Here is a 16,884-nt window from a genome sequence, read left to right as displayed (position 1 = left end):
CGGCTGTTGCGGCCGGGCAAGGGCGCGACGACCCCTTATCAGCAGAATCAGAGGAGTAGAACCGTGATGACCCGTTCCGCGCGTCGGACCCGCCGGACCCTGCAGGTTGCCGGGGCGGGAGCCGCCGCGCTGCTGGCCCTGAGCGCCTGCTCCTCCAGCGACGACTCGTCCTCCTCGAAGTCCGACTCCTCGGCGTCCGCGTCCCCGAAGATGTCCGGCACGGTCACCGTCTTCGCCGCCGCCTCGCTCAAGGAGTCCTTCACGACCCTGGGCAAGGAGTTCGAGACGGCCCACCCGGGCACCAAGGTGACCTTCAACTTCGCCGGCAGCGACACCCTCGCCGCGAGCATCACCAGCGGTGCCCCGGCCGACGTGTTCGCCGCGGCGAGCCCCAAGACCATGGCGATCGTCACGGACAAGGGCGACGGCGTCGGCACGCCGGCCACGTTCGTGCGCAACCAGCTGGAGATCGCCACCCTGCCGGGCAACCCCGACAAGATCGCCTCCCTGAAGGACCTCACCAAGTCCTCGCTCAAGGTCGTCCTGTGCGACAAGACGGTGCCGTGCGGTGCCGCCGCCCAAAAGGCGCTGACGGCAAGCAAGTTGAAGCTGACCCCGGTGTCGTACGAGGAGGACGTCAAGTCCGCCCTCAACAAGGTGGTGTTGAAGGAGGCAGACGCGGCGGTCGTGTACAAGACCGATGTGCACGCGGCAGGTGACAAGGTGGAGGGCGTGGAGTTCCCCGAGTCCGCCGAAGCCATCAACGACTACCCGATCACCCTCCTCAAGAACGCACCGAACGCCGTCGCCGCCAAGGCGTTCATCGCGCTGGTGCAGTCCGCCGAGGGCCAGAAGGTGCTGTCCGCGGCAGGTTTCCTCAAGCCGTGACCCAGCTCGACACCTCCGACGCCGCGGCCGAGACCCTGAAGGGCGGGCCGCGGCGTCGCCGCGTCCGGATGACCGGCCGCGGAGTGCCGCTCCCCCTTCTGCTGCCCGCGCTCGTAGGGCTGGCGTTCCTGCTCCTCCCCCTGCTCGCCCTTCTCGTACGGGCCCCTTGGCGCTCCCTCCCGTCCCAGCTGACGAGCACGGAGGTCTGGCAGGCGCTCCAACTCTCCCTGTTCAGCGCGACCGCGGCGACGGCCGTGTGCCTGGTCCTGGGCGTACCGCTGGCCTGGCTACTGGCCCGCACGGAGTTCCCCGGCCGCGGCTTCGTCCGAGCCCTGGTGACACTCCCCCTGGTCCTGCCCCCGGTGGTGGGGGGCGTAGCACTCCTCCTGGCCCTCGGCCGCAACGGCGTCGTGGGCCAGTGGCTGGACTCCTGGTTCGGCATCACCCTCCCCTTCACCACGACCGGCGTCGTGATCGCCGAGGCGTTCGTCGCGATGCCGTTCCTGGTCATCAGCGTCGAGGGCACCCTGCGCGCCGCGGACCCCCGCTACGAGGAGGCCGCCCAGACCCTGGGCGCCTCCCGCTTCACCGCGTTCCGCCGGGTCACACTCCCCCTGATCGCGCCGGGCATCGCGGCGGGCTCGGTCCTCGCCTGGGCCCGCGCCCTCGGCGAATTCGGCGCGACGATCACTTTCGCCGGCAACTTCCCGGGCCGCACCCAGACAATGCCGCTGGCGGTCTACCTGGCCCTGCAGAACGACCCGGAGGCGGCAATCGCCCTGAGCCTGGTCCTGCTCGCCGTGTCGATCGCGGTACTGGCCGGACTCCGCGACCGCTGGATGACCACGTCATGACGAAACCACCCCAACCACGTTGGACGATCCCCTGATGACCGACACCGCCGACGCCCAACTCACCGGCTCCCAGGGCCTCGACGCCCATCTCGTCGTGGACCGCGGCACCTTCCGCCTCGACGTCGAGCTGACCGCCGCCCCCGGTGACGTAGTCGCCCTGCTCGGCCCCAACGGCGCCGGCAAGACCACAGCGCTCCGCGCGCTGGCGGGCCTGGTCCGCCTGACGGACGGTCATCTACGGCTGGACGGCGCGGAGTTGGACCGAACGCCACCGGAGTCCCGCCCGGTAGGAGTCGTCTTCCAGGACTACCTGCTGTTCCCCCACCTGACCGCACTCGACAACGTGGCGTTCGGCCCACGCTGCCAGGGAGCGACCAAGGCGGAGTCCCGCGCGGTGGCCGCCGAGTGGCTGGACCGGATGGGCCTCGCCGAGCACGCCGGCGCCAAGCCCCGCAGCCTCTCCGGCGGTCAGGCCCAACGCGTAGCCGTGGCAAGGGCGTTGGCAACCCACCCCCGACTTCTGCTCCTGGACGAACCCCTCGCCGCCCTGGACGCCCGCACCCGCCTCGACGTACGGGCCCAACTCCGCCGCCACCTCGCGGAGTTCGAGGCGGTCGCGGTACTGGTCACCCACGACCCCCTGGACGCCATGGTGCTGGCCGACCGCCTGGTCGTGATCGAGCAGGGCACGATCGTCCAGGAGGGCACCCCCGCCGACATCGCCCGCCACCCCCGCACGGACTACATCGCCCAACTGGTCGGCCTCAACCTCTACAAGGGCCAAGCCGACGGCCACACGGTCACCCTCGACACCGGCCCCACGATCACCACCACGGAGAACCTCCAGGGCGAGGTGTTCGTAGCGTTCCCGCCAAGCGCGGTAACTCTCTTCCGGGACCGCCCCGTTGGCGCCAGCGCCCGCAACCTCTGGCACTGCGAGGTAGCGGGCCTGGAAACCCACGGCGACCAGATCCGCGTAGACCTGACCGGCGAACTCCCCCTGGCAGCAGACCTGACAACGCCCGCAGCAGCCGAACTGGACCTACACCAGGGCGCGTCGGTCTGGGCTGCGGTGAAGGCAACCCAGACCCACTCATATCCCACCTGAGCGAGAGCGCCCCTCTTGGGGGCGCGGGGAACTGCGCGACCAGCCACGACGCGGCCGCAGCCGAAAGACGTCAGTCCTCGTACGCATCCAACGGCGGGCAGGAACAAACAAGGTTCCGGTCCCCAAAGGCCTGGTCAATCCGCCGCACAGGCGGCCAGTACTTATCGGCGACGGAGACACCGGCCGGGAAGACAGCCTCCTCGCGCGAGTAAGCGTGCCCCCACTCCCCGCCCAACGCGGCAGCGGTATGCGGCGCGTTCCGCAACGGATTGTCCTCAGCCGGCCACTCCCCCGCCCCGACCTTCTCGATCTCCCCCCGAATCGCGATCATCGCCTCGCAGAACCGGTCCAGCTCAATCAGGTCCTCGGACTCCGTCGGCTCGATCATCAACGTGCCGGCCACCGGAAACGACATGGTCGGCGCATGGAAGCCGTAGTCGATGAGCCGCTTGGCAATGTCGTCGACGGAGACGCCCGTCGCCTTGCTGATCGGCCGCAGATCGATGATGCACTCGTGCGCGACAAGCCCGCCGGGCCCGGTGTAGAGCACCGGGTAGTGCGGTTCGAGCCGCTTGGCAATGTAGTTGGCGCTGAGCACCGCCACCTGCGTGGCCCGCTTCAGCCCCTCGCCGCCCATGAGCCGGACGTACGCCCAAGAGATCGGCAGAATCCCTGCCGAGCCCCACGGAGCAGCCGAGATGGGCCCAACTCCCGTCTCGGGCCCGGCCGCCGGCTGCAACGGGTGGTTCGGCAGATACGGCGCCAGGTGCGCACGCACACCGACCGGCCCGACCCCCGGACCGCCACCACCGTGCGGGATACAGAAGGTCTTGTGCAGATTCAGATGCGAGACGTCCCCGCCGAAATGCCCCGGCTTGGCAAGCCCCACAAGGGCGTTGAGGTTGGCACCGTCGACGTAGACCTGCCCGCCCGCCTCGTGCACCTGCGCGCAGATGTCGGCGACATGCTCCTCGAACACCCCGTGCGTGGACGGGTACGTGATCATCAGCACCGACAGCTCGTCGCGGAACTGCTCGATCTTCGCCCGCAGATCCTCGACGTCGATCTCACCGTCCTCGGCGGTCTTCACGACGACGACCTTCATGCCCGCCATCACGGCACTCGCGGCATTGGTCCCGTGCGCCGACGACGGAATCAGACACACGGTCCGCTGCTCGTCACCGTTGGCACGGTGGTACCCACGCACCGCCAGCAGCCCGGCCAACTCCCCCTGCGAACCAGCATTCGGCTGCAACGACACCTTGTCGTACCCGGTGACCTCGGCGAGCTGCTCCTCCAACTCCCGGATGAGCGTGAGGTATCCCTGCGCCTGCTCGGCGGGCGCGAAGGGGTGCAGCTGCCCGAACTCGGGCCAGGTGACCGGCTCCATCTCGGTGGTCGCGTTGAGCTTCATGGTGCAGGAGCCGAGCGGGATCATGCCCCGGTCGAGCGCGTAGTCCCGGTCGGCGAGCCTGCGCAGGTACCGCAGCATCGCGGTCTCGGAACGGTGGTCCCGGAAAACGGGGTGCGTGAGGTACGCGTCGGTGCGCAGCAGGCCCTCGGGCAGCGTGTCCGCGGCGGACGCGTCAAGCGCCTCAACGTCACCCTCCACCCCGAACGCGGCCCATACGGCGGCCAGTTGGGCACGCGTGGTGGTCTCGTCGCAGGCGATCGACACCTGGTCGGCGTCCACGAGATACAGGTTGACCCCGTCCTCACGAGCGGCGGCGACGACCTCGGCGGCCCGGCCCGGAACGCGTGCGGTCAGCGTGTCGAAGTAACCACCGTGCACGACCTCGACACCTCCGGCGGTCAGGCCCGCAGCGAGGATGGTCGCGTACCGGTGCGTCCGGCGCGCGATGCCCTTGAGCCCCTCGGGCCCGTGGTAGACGGCGTACATGCCGGCCATCACCGCAAGAAGCACCTGGGCGGTACAGATGTTGCTGGTGGCCTTCTCCCGGCGGATGTGCTGCTCACGGGTCTGCAGGGCAAGCCGGTAGGCCTTGTGCCCGTCGGCGTCGACGGAGACGCCCACGAGCCGTCCGGGCAGGCTGCGCGCGAACTTCTCGTGCACGGCCATGTATCCGGCATGCGGCCCGCCGAAGCCCATCGGCACCCCGAAGCGCTGCGTCGTACCGACCGCGATGTCCGCCCCCAGCTCGCCCGGCGACTTCAGCAGCGTGAGCGCGAGCAGATCGGCGGCGACGGTGACGAGCGCGCCGAGCGCGTGCGCCTGCTCGATCAGCGGCTTGATGTCGCGTACGGCACCGGAGGCGCCCGGGTACTGCACGAGCACGCCGTTGATCTCACGCTCGGCGATCTCGGCCGGAATGCCCTCGCTGAGGTCGGCGACGACGACCTCGACGCCGGCCGGCTCGGCACGGGTCTCGATCACGGCGATGGTCTGCGGCAACGCGTCGGCGTCGACCAGGAACAGACCCTTCTTGTTCTTCCCCATGCGCCGCGACAGCGCCACCGCCTCGGCGGCGGCCGTCCCCTCGTCGAGCAGCGAGGCACCAGAGGTCGGCAGCCCGGTGAGATCGGCAACCATGGTCTGGAAATTGAGGAGGGCTTCGAGCCGCCCCTGGGAGATCTCCGGCTGATATGGCGTGTAAGCCGTGTACCAAGCCGGGTTCTCCATGACATTGCGCAGGATCACCGGCGGGGTGAAGGTCCCGTAGTACCCGAGCCCGATCATGGAACCGAGGACCTCGTTGTGGTCCGCGAGGGAACGCAGCTCGGCCAGCACCTCGGCCTCGGTGCGGGCACCCGGCAGATCCAGGGAGTCGGCGTTCTTGATCACATCGGGAACCGCGGCGGCCGTGAGCTCGTCGAGCGAGCCGTAGCCGACCTGCGCGAGCATCTTGGCCCGCGCCTCCTGGTCGGGCCCGATGTGACGCTGCTCGAACGGGATGCCCTGTTCGAGCTCGGAGAGGGAAGTACGAGGGGCAGTCATGAGGGAGGCCTCCTGGTCGAACACGACCTTCGAGGGCACCACGACATCGGGGTGCCGGACGGCCTCCCCCTCTGTCATCTCAACCTGAGAGCTTCACCGGTCACCCGAAGGTCACCGGCTTTCACCGTCGGTGAGAGCGCAAGCCGTCGACACCATCGACGACACGCGCCCTGCTTTCCAGAGTGACCTCGTCCGTGCGGTACGTGAGCCTGAGAGATTCCGGGGAGGATTTGCTCCTTCGGCGCCTCCGATGAAGTCTGGAGGACTCTCCCGCACGGGGTCAGCAGCCACTCGCCAGCCTACCAGCGAGCGTTGAAGCCGAGCTTTCGAGTGGCCACCTTCCCCAATGTGCTCTTTTGTAGTGCTTACGGATGAGTTGCGACCAGGAGGAGGGCCCGTGCAGACCGATATCGATCCCCGCAACCTGATCGGCCGCAAGGCGTTCGACCGCACCGGCGCCAAGATCGGCACGATCGACGAGGTCTACCTCGACGACGCGACCGGCGTACCGGAGTGGGCGGCCATACGCACCGGCCTGTTCTCCAGAGACGCCTTCGTCCCCCTGGAGCCCAGCGAACTGATCGAAGGCACCCTGCACATCCCCTTCGACCGCTCCCTGATCAAGGACGCCCCCGACTTCGGAGTCGGCCGCCATCTCTCCCCGGACCAGGAACTCCAGCTCTACCACCACTACGGCCTCGACGTGGCGCCACCGCCCTCTCTCCCGGACCACGACTTCGGCAAACTGGCGGGCTCGGACGACAACACCTGAGGCCGCTCGGCGGGCGGATCATCTCCGGGTCTTCGAGTTTCCGGGTCCCTCGGCGCGGCGGGCGGGAGAAGGCCGGGGTCCAGCGCCACCAAAGGCAACGGCTCGGCCGGCCGCGTCTCTCGACCCCGCCCCTCCAACGGCAACGCCACCCCCGGCGACTCCCCCACTTCCCGCGCCACCAACGGCAACGGTTCCGCCGGCTCCAGTTCAGGATCGTCGGTCCGAAACGTCCGTACCCGCCCCGGCCCCACATCCTCCGGCGTCTCGAACCGCACGGTGACCCGCCCCAGCCCGCTCCCCTGCACCCACCCGTGCCCGAACCCGGCGTGGTGCACGTCGTGCCCCGCGGGCCAGCGCCGCTCCACGGGCGCCGCCTGCTCCTCACCGGCCTCCTCCGTGTGCTCCTCCTCAAGAAGGTCGGCCTGCTCCCCCGCCGCCTGCGCGAACAGGTCCTCCTGTGTGTAGTCGGCAAGCCCGGAGACCCCCACCCCGAGCAGCCGTACCCCGCCCGTGGTGTCCACGGAGTCCAGCAACCGCGCCGCCGCTTCCCGCACCACCCCGGGGTCGTCGGTGGGCCCCCGTAGCGTCTCGGACCGGGTGAGCGTCGAGAAGTCGTACCGCCGCACCTTCAGCACGATGGTCCGCCCCGACAGCCCGGCGCTCCGCAGCCGCCGCACACACCGGTCGGCGAGCCGCTGCACCTCCAGACCCACCCGGATCCGGTCGTGGATGTCCACGTCGTACGTGTCCTCGACGGACACCGACTTGGTCTCCCGCTCGGCCACCACGGGCCGCTCGTCGTGTGCCAGCGCCATCGCGTACAGCGCATGCCCGTGCGCCTTGCCCACCAGCCGTACGAGCTCGTCCTCGCCCGCCTCGGCGATCTCGTCGACCGTGGTGATCCCGGCCCGCCGCAGATGGTCGCCCGTCGCCGGCCCGACCCCCGGCAGCGTGCGCACCGACAGCGGACCGAGCAGAGCCCGCTCGCTCCCCGGATCGATCAGCACGAGCCCGTCGGGCTTGGCCCGCTCGGAGGCGATCTTCGCGATCATCTTGGAGGCGGCGAGCCCCACCGAGCCCGTAAGCCCCGTGACCGCCCGTATGTCGGCCCGCAGCCGCTCCCCGGTCAGCCGCGCCGACTCGGCGTCCCGGGCCGCTCCCCCGGCCTCCAGGTCCACGAACGCCTCGTCCAGGCTCAGCGGCTCCACCAGCGGCGACAACGCCCGCAGCAGCCCCATCACCTGCTCGCTGATCGACCGGTAGAACCCGAACCGCGGCACGAGATACGCGGCGTTCGGAGCGAGCCGCCGCGCCTGGGCCATCGGCATCGCCGAGTTCACCCCGAAGACCCGTGCCTCGTACGACGCGGTGGCGACCACCCCGCGCGGCCCGAGCCCGCCCACCACGACGGCCTTCCCGCGCAGGCTCGGCTTGGACGCCTGCTCCGCCGAGGCGAAGAAGGCATCCATGTCGAGATGCAGGATCGTGGGCGCGGTTCTCACATCTCCGATGCTGCCCTACGCCACTGACAATGCCCCGCTACGGCTCCCGCCGGGCCCTCAGACGGCCCGGTTGCGCCGCCTGGCCAGCTCGTCTGCGGGGTTGGACCCGACCAGCGTCTCGCCGGTGTCGATGCGCTCCCCGTGCAGCTGCGACAGGGCGCTCTCGACGTCCCGCCACACGACACCCACAGCGATCCCGAAGACACCCTGGCCGCCCTGGAGCAGCGCGTGGACCTCGTCCGGCGAAGTGCACTCGTAGACCGTGGCGCCGTCGCTCATCAGCGTCATGCGCTCCAGGTCGCGGAAGTCGCACTCCCGCAGGTGCAGGACGGCGCTGCGGATGTTCTGCAGCGACACGCCCGTGTCGAGGAACCGCTTGACGATCTTCAGGACGACGACGTCCCGGAAGCTGTAGAGCCGCTGAGTCCCCGACCCGTGTGCGGGCCGCACGCTGGGCTCCACGAGCCCGGTGCGTGCCCAGTAGTCCAGTTGCCGATAGGTGATGCCGGCCGCCGCACAGGCCGTCGGGCCCCGGTAGCCGATCTGCTCGGACGCCATGGACGTCGCCCCTCCGCTGCTCGGCACGGCAGTGGGTCGATGCGTAGCGTGATCGGCCGCACTGCCATGAAGCGGGTACGGGCCACTGTCCCCGAAACTGCGTTCCGGGGCACCCCCAGCCGTACCGTCGCCGCTGCTTCTCACGCCGACCTCCGTCCTTGACCTGCCTTCTCGACGGTAGGCAGTCACCAGGGGTGCGTCAACGATCGCCACACTCGGCACGCCGAGTGATAATCACCCTAGGAGTGGTTTCCCGCACCCCACCGCGGGGAAAGGCTAGCCGAATGCGCTCGCGGGAAGCCGCAGGACGCTCTCACTCGCCGGTGGCAAATGCCAGCATTTCTTCGCCGAGCGTCGGTCTCACTGGCTGTTGGTGCCGAAGTCCTCGGGTGAGATCTGGTCGAGGAACTCACGGAACTTCTCCACCTCGTCCTCCTGCTCGTCCGGGATCGCGATGCCGGCGTCGTCGAGCACGCCGTCACTGCCGTAGATCGGCGTCCCGGTGCGCAGAGCCAGCGCTATGGCGTCGGACGGGCGGGCGCTCACCTCGACGCCGCTGGCGAACACCAGCTCCGCGTAGAAGACGCCCTCCCGCAGATCCGTGATGCGCACTTCGGTCAGCTCCTGGCCGACGGCCTCCAGCACGTCCTTGAACAGGTCGTGGGTCAGCGGTCGTGCGGGGGCCATGCCCTGCTGCGCGAAGGCGATCGCCGTCGCCTCCCCGGGCCCGATCCAGATGGGGAGGTAGCGGTCGCCTCCCACTTCACGCAGGAGCACGATCGGTTGGTTGGAGGGCATTTCGACCCGGACACCTACGACATCGAGCTCGTTCACACAGCAACCCTAGGCCGTGCCCGGGACGTTTGGGTAGTCGGGCCGAGAACGGGTGACCGATCAGGCAGCCGCGAACCCGCCCGGCTCAGGGCAGACGCGTACCGAGCGCGGTCTGCACCAACGCGGCGTGCAGCTTCACCGTGAGCCCCGCCAGCTCCTTCGTACGGGCCTCCGCGTGGGCCCTGGTCTGCGGATTGCGGTGGCGCTTGAGCGGGGCCACCACCTGGTCGACGAGCCCGGCCTCACGGTCGGCGGCCGCCTTCATCACCCGCAGATGCCGCGGTTCGATCCCGAACCGCCCCAATTCGAGGACAAGTCCCGCCACGGTGACGGCCTCGACGTCGTAAACCCCGTCCGGCAGCGGAGCGATGAGTCCGTACGACTCCCACTCGTCGAGCTCCTGCTCACCGATGCCCACGGCGGCCAGCAGCTCGGCCCGCCCGATCCGGGCCACCGTGGGCCCCTCCACGGGCTCCAGAACGATCTCACCGTCCCGCTGACGCCCCACGGTGGGCAGCGGGGCGGCCTCCCCGCGCTCCATGGCGTCGAGGTGCTCGCGGATCACCTTGAGCGGCAGATAGTGGTCCCGCTGCATCCTCAGGACATGGCCGAGGCGCTCGACGTCGGCGGGGCTGAACTTGCGGTACCCGGAAGGGGTCCGCTGCGGCTCGATGAGGCCCTCCGACTCCAGGAAACGAATCTTGGAGATGGTGACTTCGGGGAACTCGTCGCGCAGCACGGTCAGCACCGTGCCGATGCTCATCAGCCCAGTGTCCGCGGCGGCGGTACCGTGCCCGGCACCGCCGCTCGGTGTTTGAAGCATGGACCTTCCTGGGGAATCCCCCCGGACCCAGTCCGAGGGAGGGTCAGTAACCCCGCTGGCTCGCGTAGAACACCAGCCGGTACTTGCCGATCTGCACCTCGTCACCGTTCGCCAGAGGGACCGAGTCGATGCGTTCGCGGTTGACGTACGTGCCGTTCAGGCTGCCGACGTCGGCGACCGTGAACGAACCGTCAGGGGCGCGCCGGAACTCCACATGCCGGCGCGAGACCGTCACGTCGTCCAGGAAGATGTCGCTCTGCGGATGACGGCCGGCCGTGGTCAGCTCGCCGTCCAGCAGGAAGCGGCTGCCCGAGTTCGGCCCGCGGCGCACCACCAGGAGTGCCGAGCCCAACGGCAGGGCGTCCACGGCGGCCTGTGCCTCCGGGGAGAGCGTGGGCATCTGCGTCTGGCCGGTGACCTCGGCGTCGTAGGCCTCGAGACCGGAGATGGAGATGGTGGAGGTCGTCTCGGACGGACGCTCCGGGGTCGCGCCGGGCCGCAGCGGCGCACCACAGTTGGAACAGAAGCGGCTGTTCTCCGCGTTGCGGTTACCGCACCTCGTACACACCAGGGCCGACATAGGGGAAAACCCTCCACCCGTACTTGAGGTTGACGGTTGCCCGAAACCTATGTCGCCGGACTGCGCAGGGTCAACCGACGGCGCGCCCTGGCCACCGACCTGATCGCGGAACAGCGGGCGCTGGCCTTCTGCGTCCGGTTGGGCGCGATGGCGGGCGGTCTGACTGTCGCTGCCCTCTTTCGCACTCTTGCCGAACAACTTCGCAAACAACTTCACGGGCGATTCCCCTTGACCGAAACAGACCCGCCCGTGGGGCAGGACGAACCCTGATTGAACACACCGGTTGACCCGGACATCCTCACAACGTCCGTATCCACCAGACAGTTTCCACCACGCACCACCCAATCGGTGCGTCGACCCCCCGCAACCTCATGCCCTCGCCGGACGGTCCCCATGCACCCCCGGTTCACCGGGAGGACGACCGAGCGTAGTCAGGCTGCTTCGCCGCCCGCAAGGCATCCACGACGATCTTGGCCGACCGCCCGACGGTAACGGTGGCCTGCTCCTTCTCGAGAGTCTGCACCACGCCTCCAGGGATGTTGAGCGCCGGTTCGAGATCCTGCGGCTTGCCGATGACCTTGAAACGATAGGGCGCGTTGATCTTGTTCCCGTCGACACTCACGCTCTTGCCCGAATCGGTCAGATACGTGCCGGCGACGACCCGTACACCGTTCACCTGGATCGCCTCCGCGCCGGCCGCGCGCAACTCCTGGACCGCGTCGAGCAGCATGTCCGCCTCGACCGTTCCCTTCGTGTCGTCGATGGTCATCGTGATGCCGGGTCCCTGCGCGGCCACGGTGCCCGCCAGAATGCCGAGTTGCTTCTCCTTCTCGGCTGTCTGCTTGCGGGCCTCCTCGGCCTGGTCGGAGCTGTTCTCCAGCTCGTCGCGCTGTTTCTGCAGACCCTGCTTCTCGTCCTCAAGACGCTGAGTACGGTCGTCCAGTTCATCGAGAATGCGTACAAGATCTTCCTGCCGGGCCCCACGCAGCGCGCTGTCGCTGTTGCTGTTCGACGCGACCTGCACGGCCAACCCGAAGCCGAGGCCGAACAGCAGCACGGCGACGATGAGTTGGGCCCGGCTGACCCGGGGCGGCCACAGTCCCTGCACCAGCCGCTGCCGACCGGTCACGGTGGGGCCGGATTTCTCCTCAGGACTCGGCGCCTCCGAGGAAGCAGACGCCGGCACTTCTTCGGGCAGTTCCCTGCGCAGCCTGTTCTCCGGCTGCTCGTCCTCGTTGCTCATCTACGTCACGCCCGGAAGACGTGCCGGCGAATGGCCGCGGCGTTGGAGAAGATACGGATGCCGAGAACGACCACGACACCCGTGGACAGCTGGGCACCGACGCCCAACTTGTCGCCCAGGAACACGATCAGCGCGGCCACGACCACGTTCGACAGGAACGACACCACGAAGACCTTGTCGTCGAAGATGCCGTCGAGCATGGCCCGCAGCCCCCCGAAGACGGCGTCGAGCGCCGCGACGACGGCGATCGGCAGATACGGCTCGACGACCACCGGCACCTCAGGCCGGACCAGGATTCCGGCCACCACTCCCACGATGAGGCCCAGTACGGCGATCACGATGTGCCCTTCTCAGTTCTCGGCTGTGCTGTACGTACGATCACACTCGGCGCGGCGGGCAGCCGGAGATCGCTCTCCGCGGAAATGGTCGCCCTGATGCCGTAGTTGTCTTCCAGGGCGTGCAGATAGAGCCCGTCGGCACCGTTCTGGAACCTGGTGCTCAGCCGTTTGCCGTCCCCCACCGCGAGCACCGTGTAGGGCGGCACCAGCGGCCTGTTGTCGACCAGTATCGCGTCACCCGCGGCCCTGATCGCGGACAGCGCCGTCAGCCGCTGCCCGTTGATGGAGATCGCCTCGGCGCCTGCCGCCCACAGTCCGTTGACGACCCGCTGCATGTCGCGGTCGCGCACCCGTCCGGTGTCGGAGAAGTCCGCTGTCTCACGCGGGTTGTCGCCCCCGCCGGAGGAGGCTTCCTTCGCGTCGTTGACCACGAGCTTCACACCGGGGCCGTGCACCGCTGTGGCTCCGGACAACATGCTCACCAGGTCGGCCTGTCCGCTGCCGCCGGTCGTCTTCAGAGCGGCCCGCTGCCGCGCGCTCACGTCGTCCCGGAGCTTGTCGACGGTGCCTTCCAGCTTGTCCGCCGACGTGGTCTCCTTGTCGATACGGTCGATCAGCTCCTGGCGCTCCTTGGCCACCACGGGGGCCGCCACGCGCGCTTGTGCCGCACCTACGGTCACGACGAGGGCCGCCAGCACCAGGCCGGCGGCGAGACCGAGCTTCGCCCGGAGCGTTTTCGGCATACCGCTCGCGCCCGCGGCCCTCTTCCGCTCGGCGGCCTCGGCGTAACCGTCGTCGAGGCTGTGGTCCATGACGTTGGTGAGCAGCGACATGGATGCGTCCGGGCGCGAAGGTCGCGTGGGTGTGCTCCGAACGGGGGGCTGCTGCGGCATGCCGCACATCGTCGCACGTGGTGGCCTGTACCTCCGAATGGCCCCACCGGCGTGCCGGACAGGCCCCCTTGGGGACGCATGTCCGGCACGCGCGCGTGGTCCGCGTTTTACCGTCCGGCGCTGTCCACGACCGCCGACCACTCGTCCAACAGGGCCTGCGCGGAAGCGTCGTCGGGCCCTTCGGCCCACAGATGCGTGACCGCCTCGGCGGGGTCGGGCAGCACCATCACCCAGCGCCCGTCGGTCTCGACGACCCGGACGCCGTCCGTCGTGTCGACAAAGCGATCGCCGGCCGCTTCCACGACCCGGCGCATCACAAGTCCCTTGACGGCCCAGGGAGTAGCCAGGTCCCGCTTCAGGACGTGCGCCCGCGGAATCCGGGCGTCGATCTGGCTGAGCGTGAGTTGTGTCCGCGCCACCAGCCCGATGAGTCGTACGAAGGCTGCGGCACCGTCGAAGACGCTGCTGAACTCCGGGATGATGAACCCGGCCTTGCCGTCCCCGCCGAAGATGGTCGTCTCGTCGCGCCCGACCCTGGTCAGGTCGTCCGGCGAGGTCGTCGTCCACTCGACCTGGGTCCCGTGATAGGCCGCCACCTGCTCGGCGATCCTGGTGGTGGTCACCGGGAGCGCCACCCGCCCGCTGCGCCGCTCCGCGGCCACCAGGTCGAGCATCACGAGCAGAGCCCGGTCGTCCTCGACGATCCGCCCCTTCTCGTCGACGAGCGACAGCCGCTCACCGACCGGGTCGAACCGCACCCCGAACGCGGCCCGCGCGGAGGCCACGATCTCACCGAGCCGCACCAGCCCCGACCGCCGCGTGTCGGCGGTCTCCGTCGGCCTGGACTCGTCGAGACCGGGATTGATCGTCAGCGAGTCCACACCGAGCTTGCCGAGCAAGCTGGGCAATACAAGCCCGGCGCTGCCGTTCGACGCGTCCACCACGACCTTCAGGCCGGAGTCGGCGATCCCGGTCGTGTCGACGTTCCGCAGCAGCGACCCGGTGTACGAGTCGAAGACGCTGGCCGGGAAGTGCAGGTCCCCGATCTCGCCGGGGAACGCACGCCGGTACTCCTGCCGCGCGAACACCCGGTCCAGCTTGCGCTGACTCCCCTGCGAGAGATCAGCGCCCTGACTGTCGAAGAACATGATGTCGACGGAGTCCGGCACCCCGGGTGTGGTCCGGATCATGATCCCGCCGGCACTGCCCCGCGCGGTCTGCTGCCGGGCCACGGGCAGCGGTACGTTCTCCAGGTCTCGTACGTCGATCGCACTGGTCTGCAAGGCGGAGATGACCGCCCGCTTGAGCGCACGGGCGCCTCGGGAGTGGTCGCGGGCCGTGGTGACCGTGGACCCCTTCTTGAGCGTCGTAGCGTAGGCGCCGGCGAGACGGACGACGAGCTCCGGCGTGATCTCCACGTTCAGGATCCCGGACACACCGCGCGCGCCGAAGAGGTGCGCCTGGCCTCTGTTCTCCCAGATGACCGACGTGTTGACGAAGGCGCCAGCCTCGATCGTCTTGAACGGGTAGACCCGCACATTGCCCTGCACGATCGATTCTTCACCGATCAGGCACTCGTCACCGATGACCGCGCCGTCCTCGATCCGGGCGGCGCGCATGATGTCGGTGTTCTTTCCGACGACACAGCCACGCAGATTGCTGTGCTGGCCGACGTACACGTTGTCGTGCACCACGGCCCTGTGCAGAAATGCCCCGGTCTTCACGACGACGTTCGAACCGATGACGGTGTGCTCACGGATTTCGGCACCGGCCTCGACCTTGGCGTAGTCACCGATGTACAGCGGCCCGCGGAGAACCGCGTCGGGGTGCACCTCTGCGCCCTCGGCCACCCACACACCCGGCGACAGCTCGAAACCGTCGATCTCGACGTCGACCTTGCCCTCCAGGACATCGGCCTGTGCCTTCACATAGCTCTCGTGAGTGCCGACGTCCTCCCAGTAGCCCTCGGCGATAAAGCCGTAGACCGGCTTGCCTTCCTTCATCAACTGCGGGAAGACATCGCCTGACCAGTCGACGGGGACATCGGCCTCGACGTAGTCGAAGACCTCGGGCTCCATCACATAGATGCCCGTGTTCACCGTGTCCGAGAAGACCTGCCCCCAGGTCGGTTTCTCGAGGAACCGCTCGACCTTTCCCTCTTCGTCGACGATGGTGATGCCGAATTCCAGCGGATTGGGCACACGGGTCAGACAGACGGTGACCAGCGCGCCCTTTTCCTTGTGGAAACTGATCAGTTCGGTGAGGTCGAAGTCGGTCAGGGCATCACCGGAGATGACGAGGAAGGCATCGTCCTTCAACGCCTCTTCGGCGTTCTTGACGCTTCCGGCGGTACCGAGTGGCTTCTCCTCATTGGCATACGAGAGCTCCATGCCGAGCTCTTCGCCGTCACCGAAGTAGTTCTTGACCAGCGAGGCCAGGAACTGCACGGTGACTACGGTCTCATTGAGCCCATGCCTTTTGAGCAGCCTGAGCACGTGCTCCATGATCGGTCGATTGACCACGGGCAACAGTGGCTTGGGCATGCTTGAGGTCATGGGGCGAAGGCGTGTGCCTTCGCCTCCGGCCATCACGACGGCCTTCATGTCGGAAGCGTCCTCCTCTGAGAGACGACGGTCTAGCCGACTTCACCAGTCCAGATTGTCCCGCACTTTTGCTCAGCGGGCCATCGAGCGACTGTTACCGCCCAATCGGCAAGGTCAGTCGGCCATGGCGTCCGCACGCAGTAGGCGGCGGACTTGTACCAGGTAGAGGACTCCTGCCCACCAGTAGAGCGTTGTACCCCATCCTGCGAACGCCCATCCGAAAATAGCCGCGAGTGACGGGAGCCATCCACTTCCGTCACTGAGCAGCAGCAACGGGAACGCGTACATCAGGTTGAACGTAGCCGCCTTGCCCAGGAAGTTCACCTGCAGCGGCGGATAGCCGTGACGCCTGAGGATGCCTACGACCACCAACAGGACCAGCTCACGCGCCAGCAGCGCGGCGGTCAACCAGATTGGCAGAATCTCGCGCCAGGTGAGTCCAACGAGAGTCGAGAGAATGTAGAGCCGGTCCGCGGCGGGATCAAGAAGCCGGCCGAGGCTGCTGATCTGGTTCCAGCGCCGCGCGAGCTTACCGTCCAGGTAGTCGCTGATCCCGCTCAGCATCAGCACCAGGAGCGCCCAGCCGTCGCTCTTGGGGCCTCCGAACTCGGGCCTGAGGATCAACCACAGGAAGATGGGTACGCCGACGAGGCGCGCCATGCTGAGGATGTTCGGGATGGTGAGCACCCGGTCTGTCTGGACGCGGGTCTCCTGGACCTCCACCCGGGGGCCTCCTGTGGGAATACGTGCCGACGATGCCCCCTGACCTTACCCCAACGCAAAAAAGCTCTGGCTCTTGGGCTGCATGCCCAAGAGCCAGAGCTCTAAAAGGAGTTCGGCGGCGTCCTACTCTCCCACAGGGTCCCCCCTGCAGTACCATCGGCGCTGTAAGGCTTAGCTTCCGGGTTCGGAATGTAACCGGGCGTTTCCCT

15 protein-coding genes, 1 rRNA gene and 1 riboswitch are annotated in these 16,884 nt (G+C 68.3%); of the genes, 4 read left to right on the top strand and 12 right to left on the bottom strand.

The window, feature by feature from the left end; translation table 11 throughout:
• Positions 1 to 66 precede the first annotated feature (66 nt).
• From modA to OO70_RS11460, 3 genes are read left to right on the top strand one after another with little or no spacing between them, the layout of a single operon-like run.
• On the top strand, positions 67 to 888 hold the full coding sequence (gene modA, locus OO70_RS11470; RefSeq protein ID WP_043667940.1) for a molybdate ABC transporter substrate-binding protein: 822 nt from the start codon (positions 67 to 69) through the stop codon (positions 886 to 888).
• The gene (gene modB, locus OO70_RS11465) at positions 885 to 1,742 is read left to right on the top strand and encodes a molybdate ABC transporter permease subunit (protein WP_043667937.1); all 858 of its coding nucleotides are present in this window, start codon (positions 885 to 887) and stop codon (positions 1,740 to 1,742) included. The genes modA and modB overlap by 4 nt, the downstream gene beginning before the upstream one ends.
• 34 nt (positions 1,743 to 1,776) lie before the next feature.
• Positions 1,777 to 2,850 (top strand): ABC transporter ATP-binding protein, encoded by a 1,074-nt coding sequence (locus tag OO70_RS11460; protein ID WP_043667934.1) that lies wholly within the window; start codon positions 1,777 to 1,779, stop codon positions 2,848 to 2,850.
• A 70-nt stretch (positions 2,851 to 2,920) separates the two neighbouring features.
• On the opposite strand, the gene gcvP is transcribed toward OO70_RS11460, so the two are convergent.
• The gene (gcvP, locus tag OO70_RS11455) at positions 2,921 to 5,806 is read right to left on the bottom strand and encodes an aminomethyl-transferring glycine dehydrogenase (protein ID WP_043668995.1); all 2,886 of its coding nucleotides are present in this window, start codon (positions 5,804 to 5,806) and stop codon (positions 2,921 to 2,923) included.
• A gap of 187 nt (positions 5,807 to 5,993) precedes the next feature.
• Positions 5,994 to 6,089, bottom strand: a riboswitch (glycine riboswitch).
• Between the two features lie 114 nt (positions 6,090 to 6,203).
• Here gcvP and OO70_RS11450 point away from each other — a divergent pair.
• Positions 6,204 to 6,578: a PRC-barrel domain-containing protein gene (locus OO70_RS11450; RefSeq protein ID WP_043667932.1), complete on the top strand. Its 375-nt coding sequence runs from the start codon at positions 6,204 to 6,206 to the stop codon at positions 6,576 to 6,578.
• Here OO70_RS11450 and OO70_RS11445 read toward each other — a convergent pair.
• The 11 genes from OO70_RS11445 to rrf form a co-directional block, all read right to left on the bottom strand.
• Positions 6,497 to 8,080 (bottom strand): DNA polymerase IV, encoded by a 1,584-nt coding sequence (locus tag OO70_RS11445; RefSeq protein WP_043667930.1) that lies wholly within the window; start codon positions 8,078 to 8,080, stop codon positions 6,497 to 6,499. The two genes, OO70_RS11450 and OO70_RS11445, sit on opposite strands and share 82 nt — an antisense overlap.
• Before the next feature lie 57 nt (positions 8,081 to 8,137).
• The gene (locus tag OO70_RS11440) at positions 8,138 to 8,782 is read right to left on the bottom strand and encodes a MerR family transcriptional regulator (RefSeq protein WP_078651360.1); all 645 of its coding nucleotides are present in this window, start codon (positions 8,780 to 8,782) and stop codon (positions 8,138 to 8,140) included.
• A gap of 216 nt (positions 8,783 to 8,998) precedes the next feature.
• A complete protein-coding gene (locus OO70_RS11435) occupies positions 8,999 to 9,472 on the bottom strand; it encodes a bifunctional nuclease family protein (RefSeq protein WP_006123076.1) in 474 nt (157 codons plus the stop codon).
• A gap of 85 nt (positions 9,473 to 9,557) precedes the next feature.
• A complete protein-coding gene (gene ftsR, locus OO70_RS11430; RefSeq protein ID WP_043667920.1) occupies positions 9,558 to 10,295 on the bottom strand; it encodes a transcriptional regulator FtsR in 738 nt (245 codons plus the stop codon).
• Between the two features lie 43 nt (positions 10,296 to 10,338).
• Complete coding sequence (locus OO70_RS52310) at positions 10,339 to 11,220, bottom strand: FHA domain-containing protein (protein ID WP_078651359.1); 882 nt, start codon at positions 11,218 to 11,220, stop codon at positions 10,339 to 10,341.
• A gap of 61 nt (positions 11,221 to 11,281) precedes the next feature.
• Positions 11,282 to 12,118, bottom strand: coding sequence for a DUF881 domain-containing protein (locus tag OO70_RS11420; RefSeq protein ID WP_043667914.1), 837 nt, complete (start codon positions 12,116 to 12,118; stop codon positions 11,282 to 11,284).
• Positions 12,119 to 12,123: 5 nt separating this feature from the next.
• Positions 12,124 to 12,456: a small basic family protein gene (locus OO70_RS11415; RefSeq protein ID WP_019059351.1), complete on the bottom strand. Its 333-nt coding sequence runs from the start codon at positions 12,454 to 12,456 to the stop codon at positions 12,124 to 12,126.
• Complete coding sequence (locus OO70_RS11410) at positions 12,453 to 13,289, bottom strand: DUF881 domain-containing protein (protein WP_043667909.1); 837 nt, start codon at positions 13,287 to 13,289, stop codon at positions 12,453 to 12,455. The genes OO70_RS11415 and OO70_RS11410 overlap by 4 nt, the downstream gene beginning before the upstream one ends.
• 167 nt (positions 13,290 to 13,456) lie before the next feature.
• Positions 13,457 to 15,952, bottom strand: a complete 2,496-nt coding sequence (locus tag OO70_RS11405) for a mannose-1-phosphate guanyltransferase (protein ID WP_043667905.1) — start codon at positions 15,950 to 15,952, stop codon at positions 13,457 to 13,459.
• Between the two features lie 114 nt (positions 15,953 to 16,066).
• Positions 16,067 to 16,675 carry a CDP-alcohol phosphatidyltransferase family protein gene (locus OO70_RS11400; protein ID WP_043667902.1) on the bottom strand — a complete coding sequence of 203 codons (609 nt, stop codon included), beginning with the start codon at positions 16,673 to 16,675 and terminating at the stop codon, positions 16,067 to 16,069.
• 110 nt (positions 16,676 to 16,785) lie between these two features.
• Positions 16,786 to 16,884, bottom strand: a 5S ribosomal RNA gene (rrf, locus tag OO70_RS51210); the annotation flags it as partial.

Source organism: Streptomyces xylophagus (genome assembly GCF_000716435.1).
GTDB lineage: Bacteria > Actinomycetota > Actinomycetes > Streptomycetales > Streptomycetaceae > Streptomyces > Streptomyces xylophagus.
This window is presented reverse-complemented; position numbering and strand designations above follow the sequence as displayed.

Bases quoted from the DNA above. Each gene is read 5' to 3' on its own strand.
- modA (WP_043667940.1), top strand. From the start codon at position 67: ATGACCCGTTCCGCGCGTCGGACCCGCCGGACCCTGCAGGTTGCCGGG.
- OO70_RS11460 (WP_043667934.1), top strand. From the start codon at position 1,777: ATGACCGACACCGCCGACGCCCAACTCACCGGCTCCCAGGGCCTCGAC.
- gcvP (WP_043668995.1), bottom strand. From the start codon at position 5,806: ATGACTGCCCCTCGTACTTCCCTCTCCGAGCTCGAACAGGGCATCCCG.
- ftsR (WP_043667920.1), bottom strand. From the start codon at position 10,295: ATGCTTCAAACACCGAGCGGCGGTGCCGGGCACGGTACCGCCGCCGCG.
- OO70_RS11420 (WP_043667914.1), bottom strand. From the start codon at position 12,118: ATGAGCAACGAGGACGAGCAGCCGGAGAACAGGCTGCGCAGGGAACTG.
- OO70_RS11410 (WP_043667909.1), bottom strand. From the start codon at position 13,289: ATGTCGCTGCTCACCAACGTCATGGACCACAGCCTCGACGACGGTTAC.
- OO70_RS11405 (WP_043667905.1), bottom strand. From the start codon at position 15,952: ATGAAGGCCGTCGTGATGGCCGGAGGCGAAGGCACACGCCTTCGCCCC.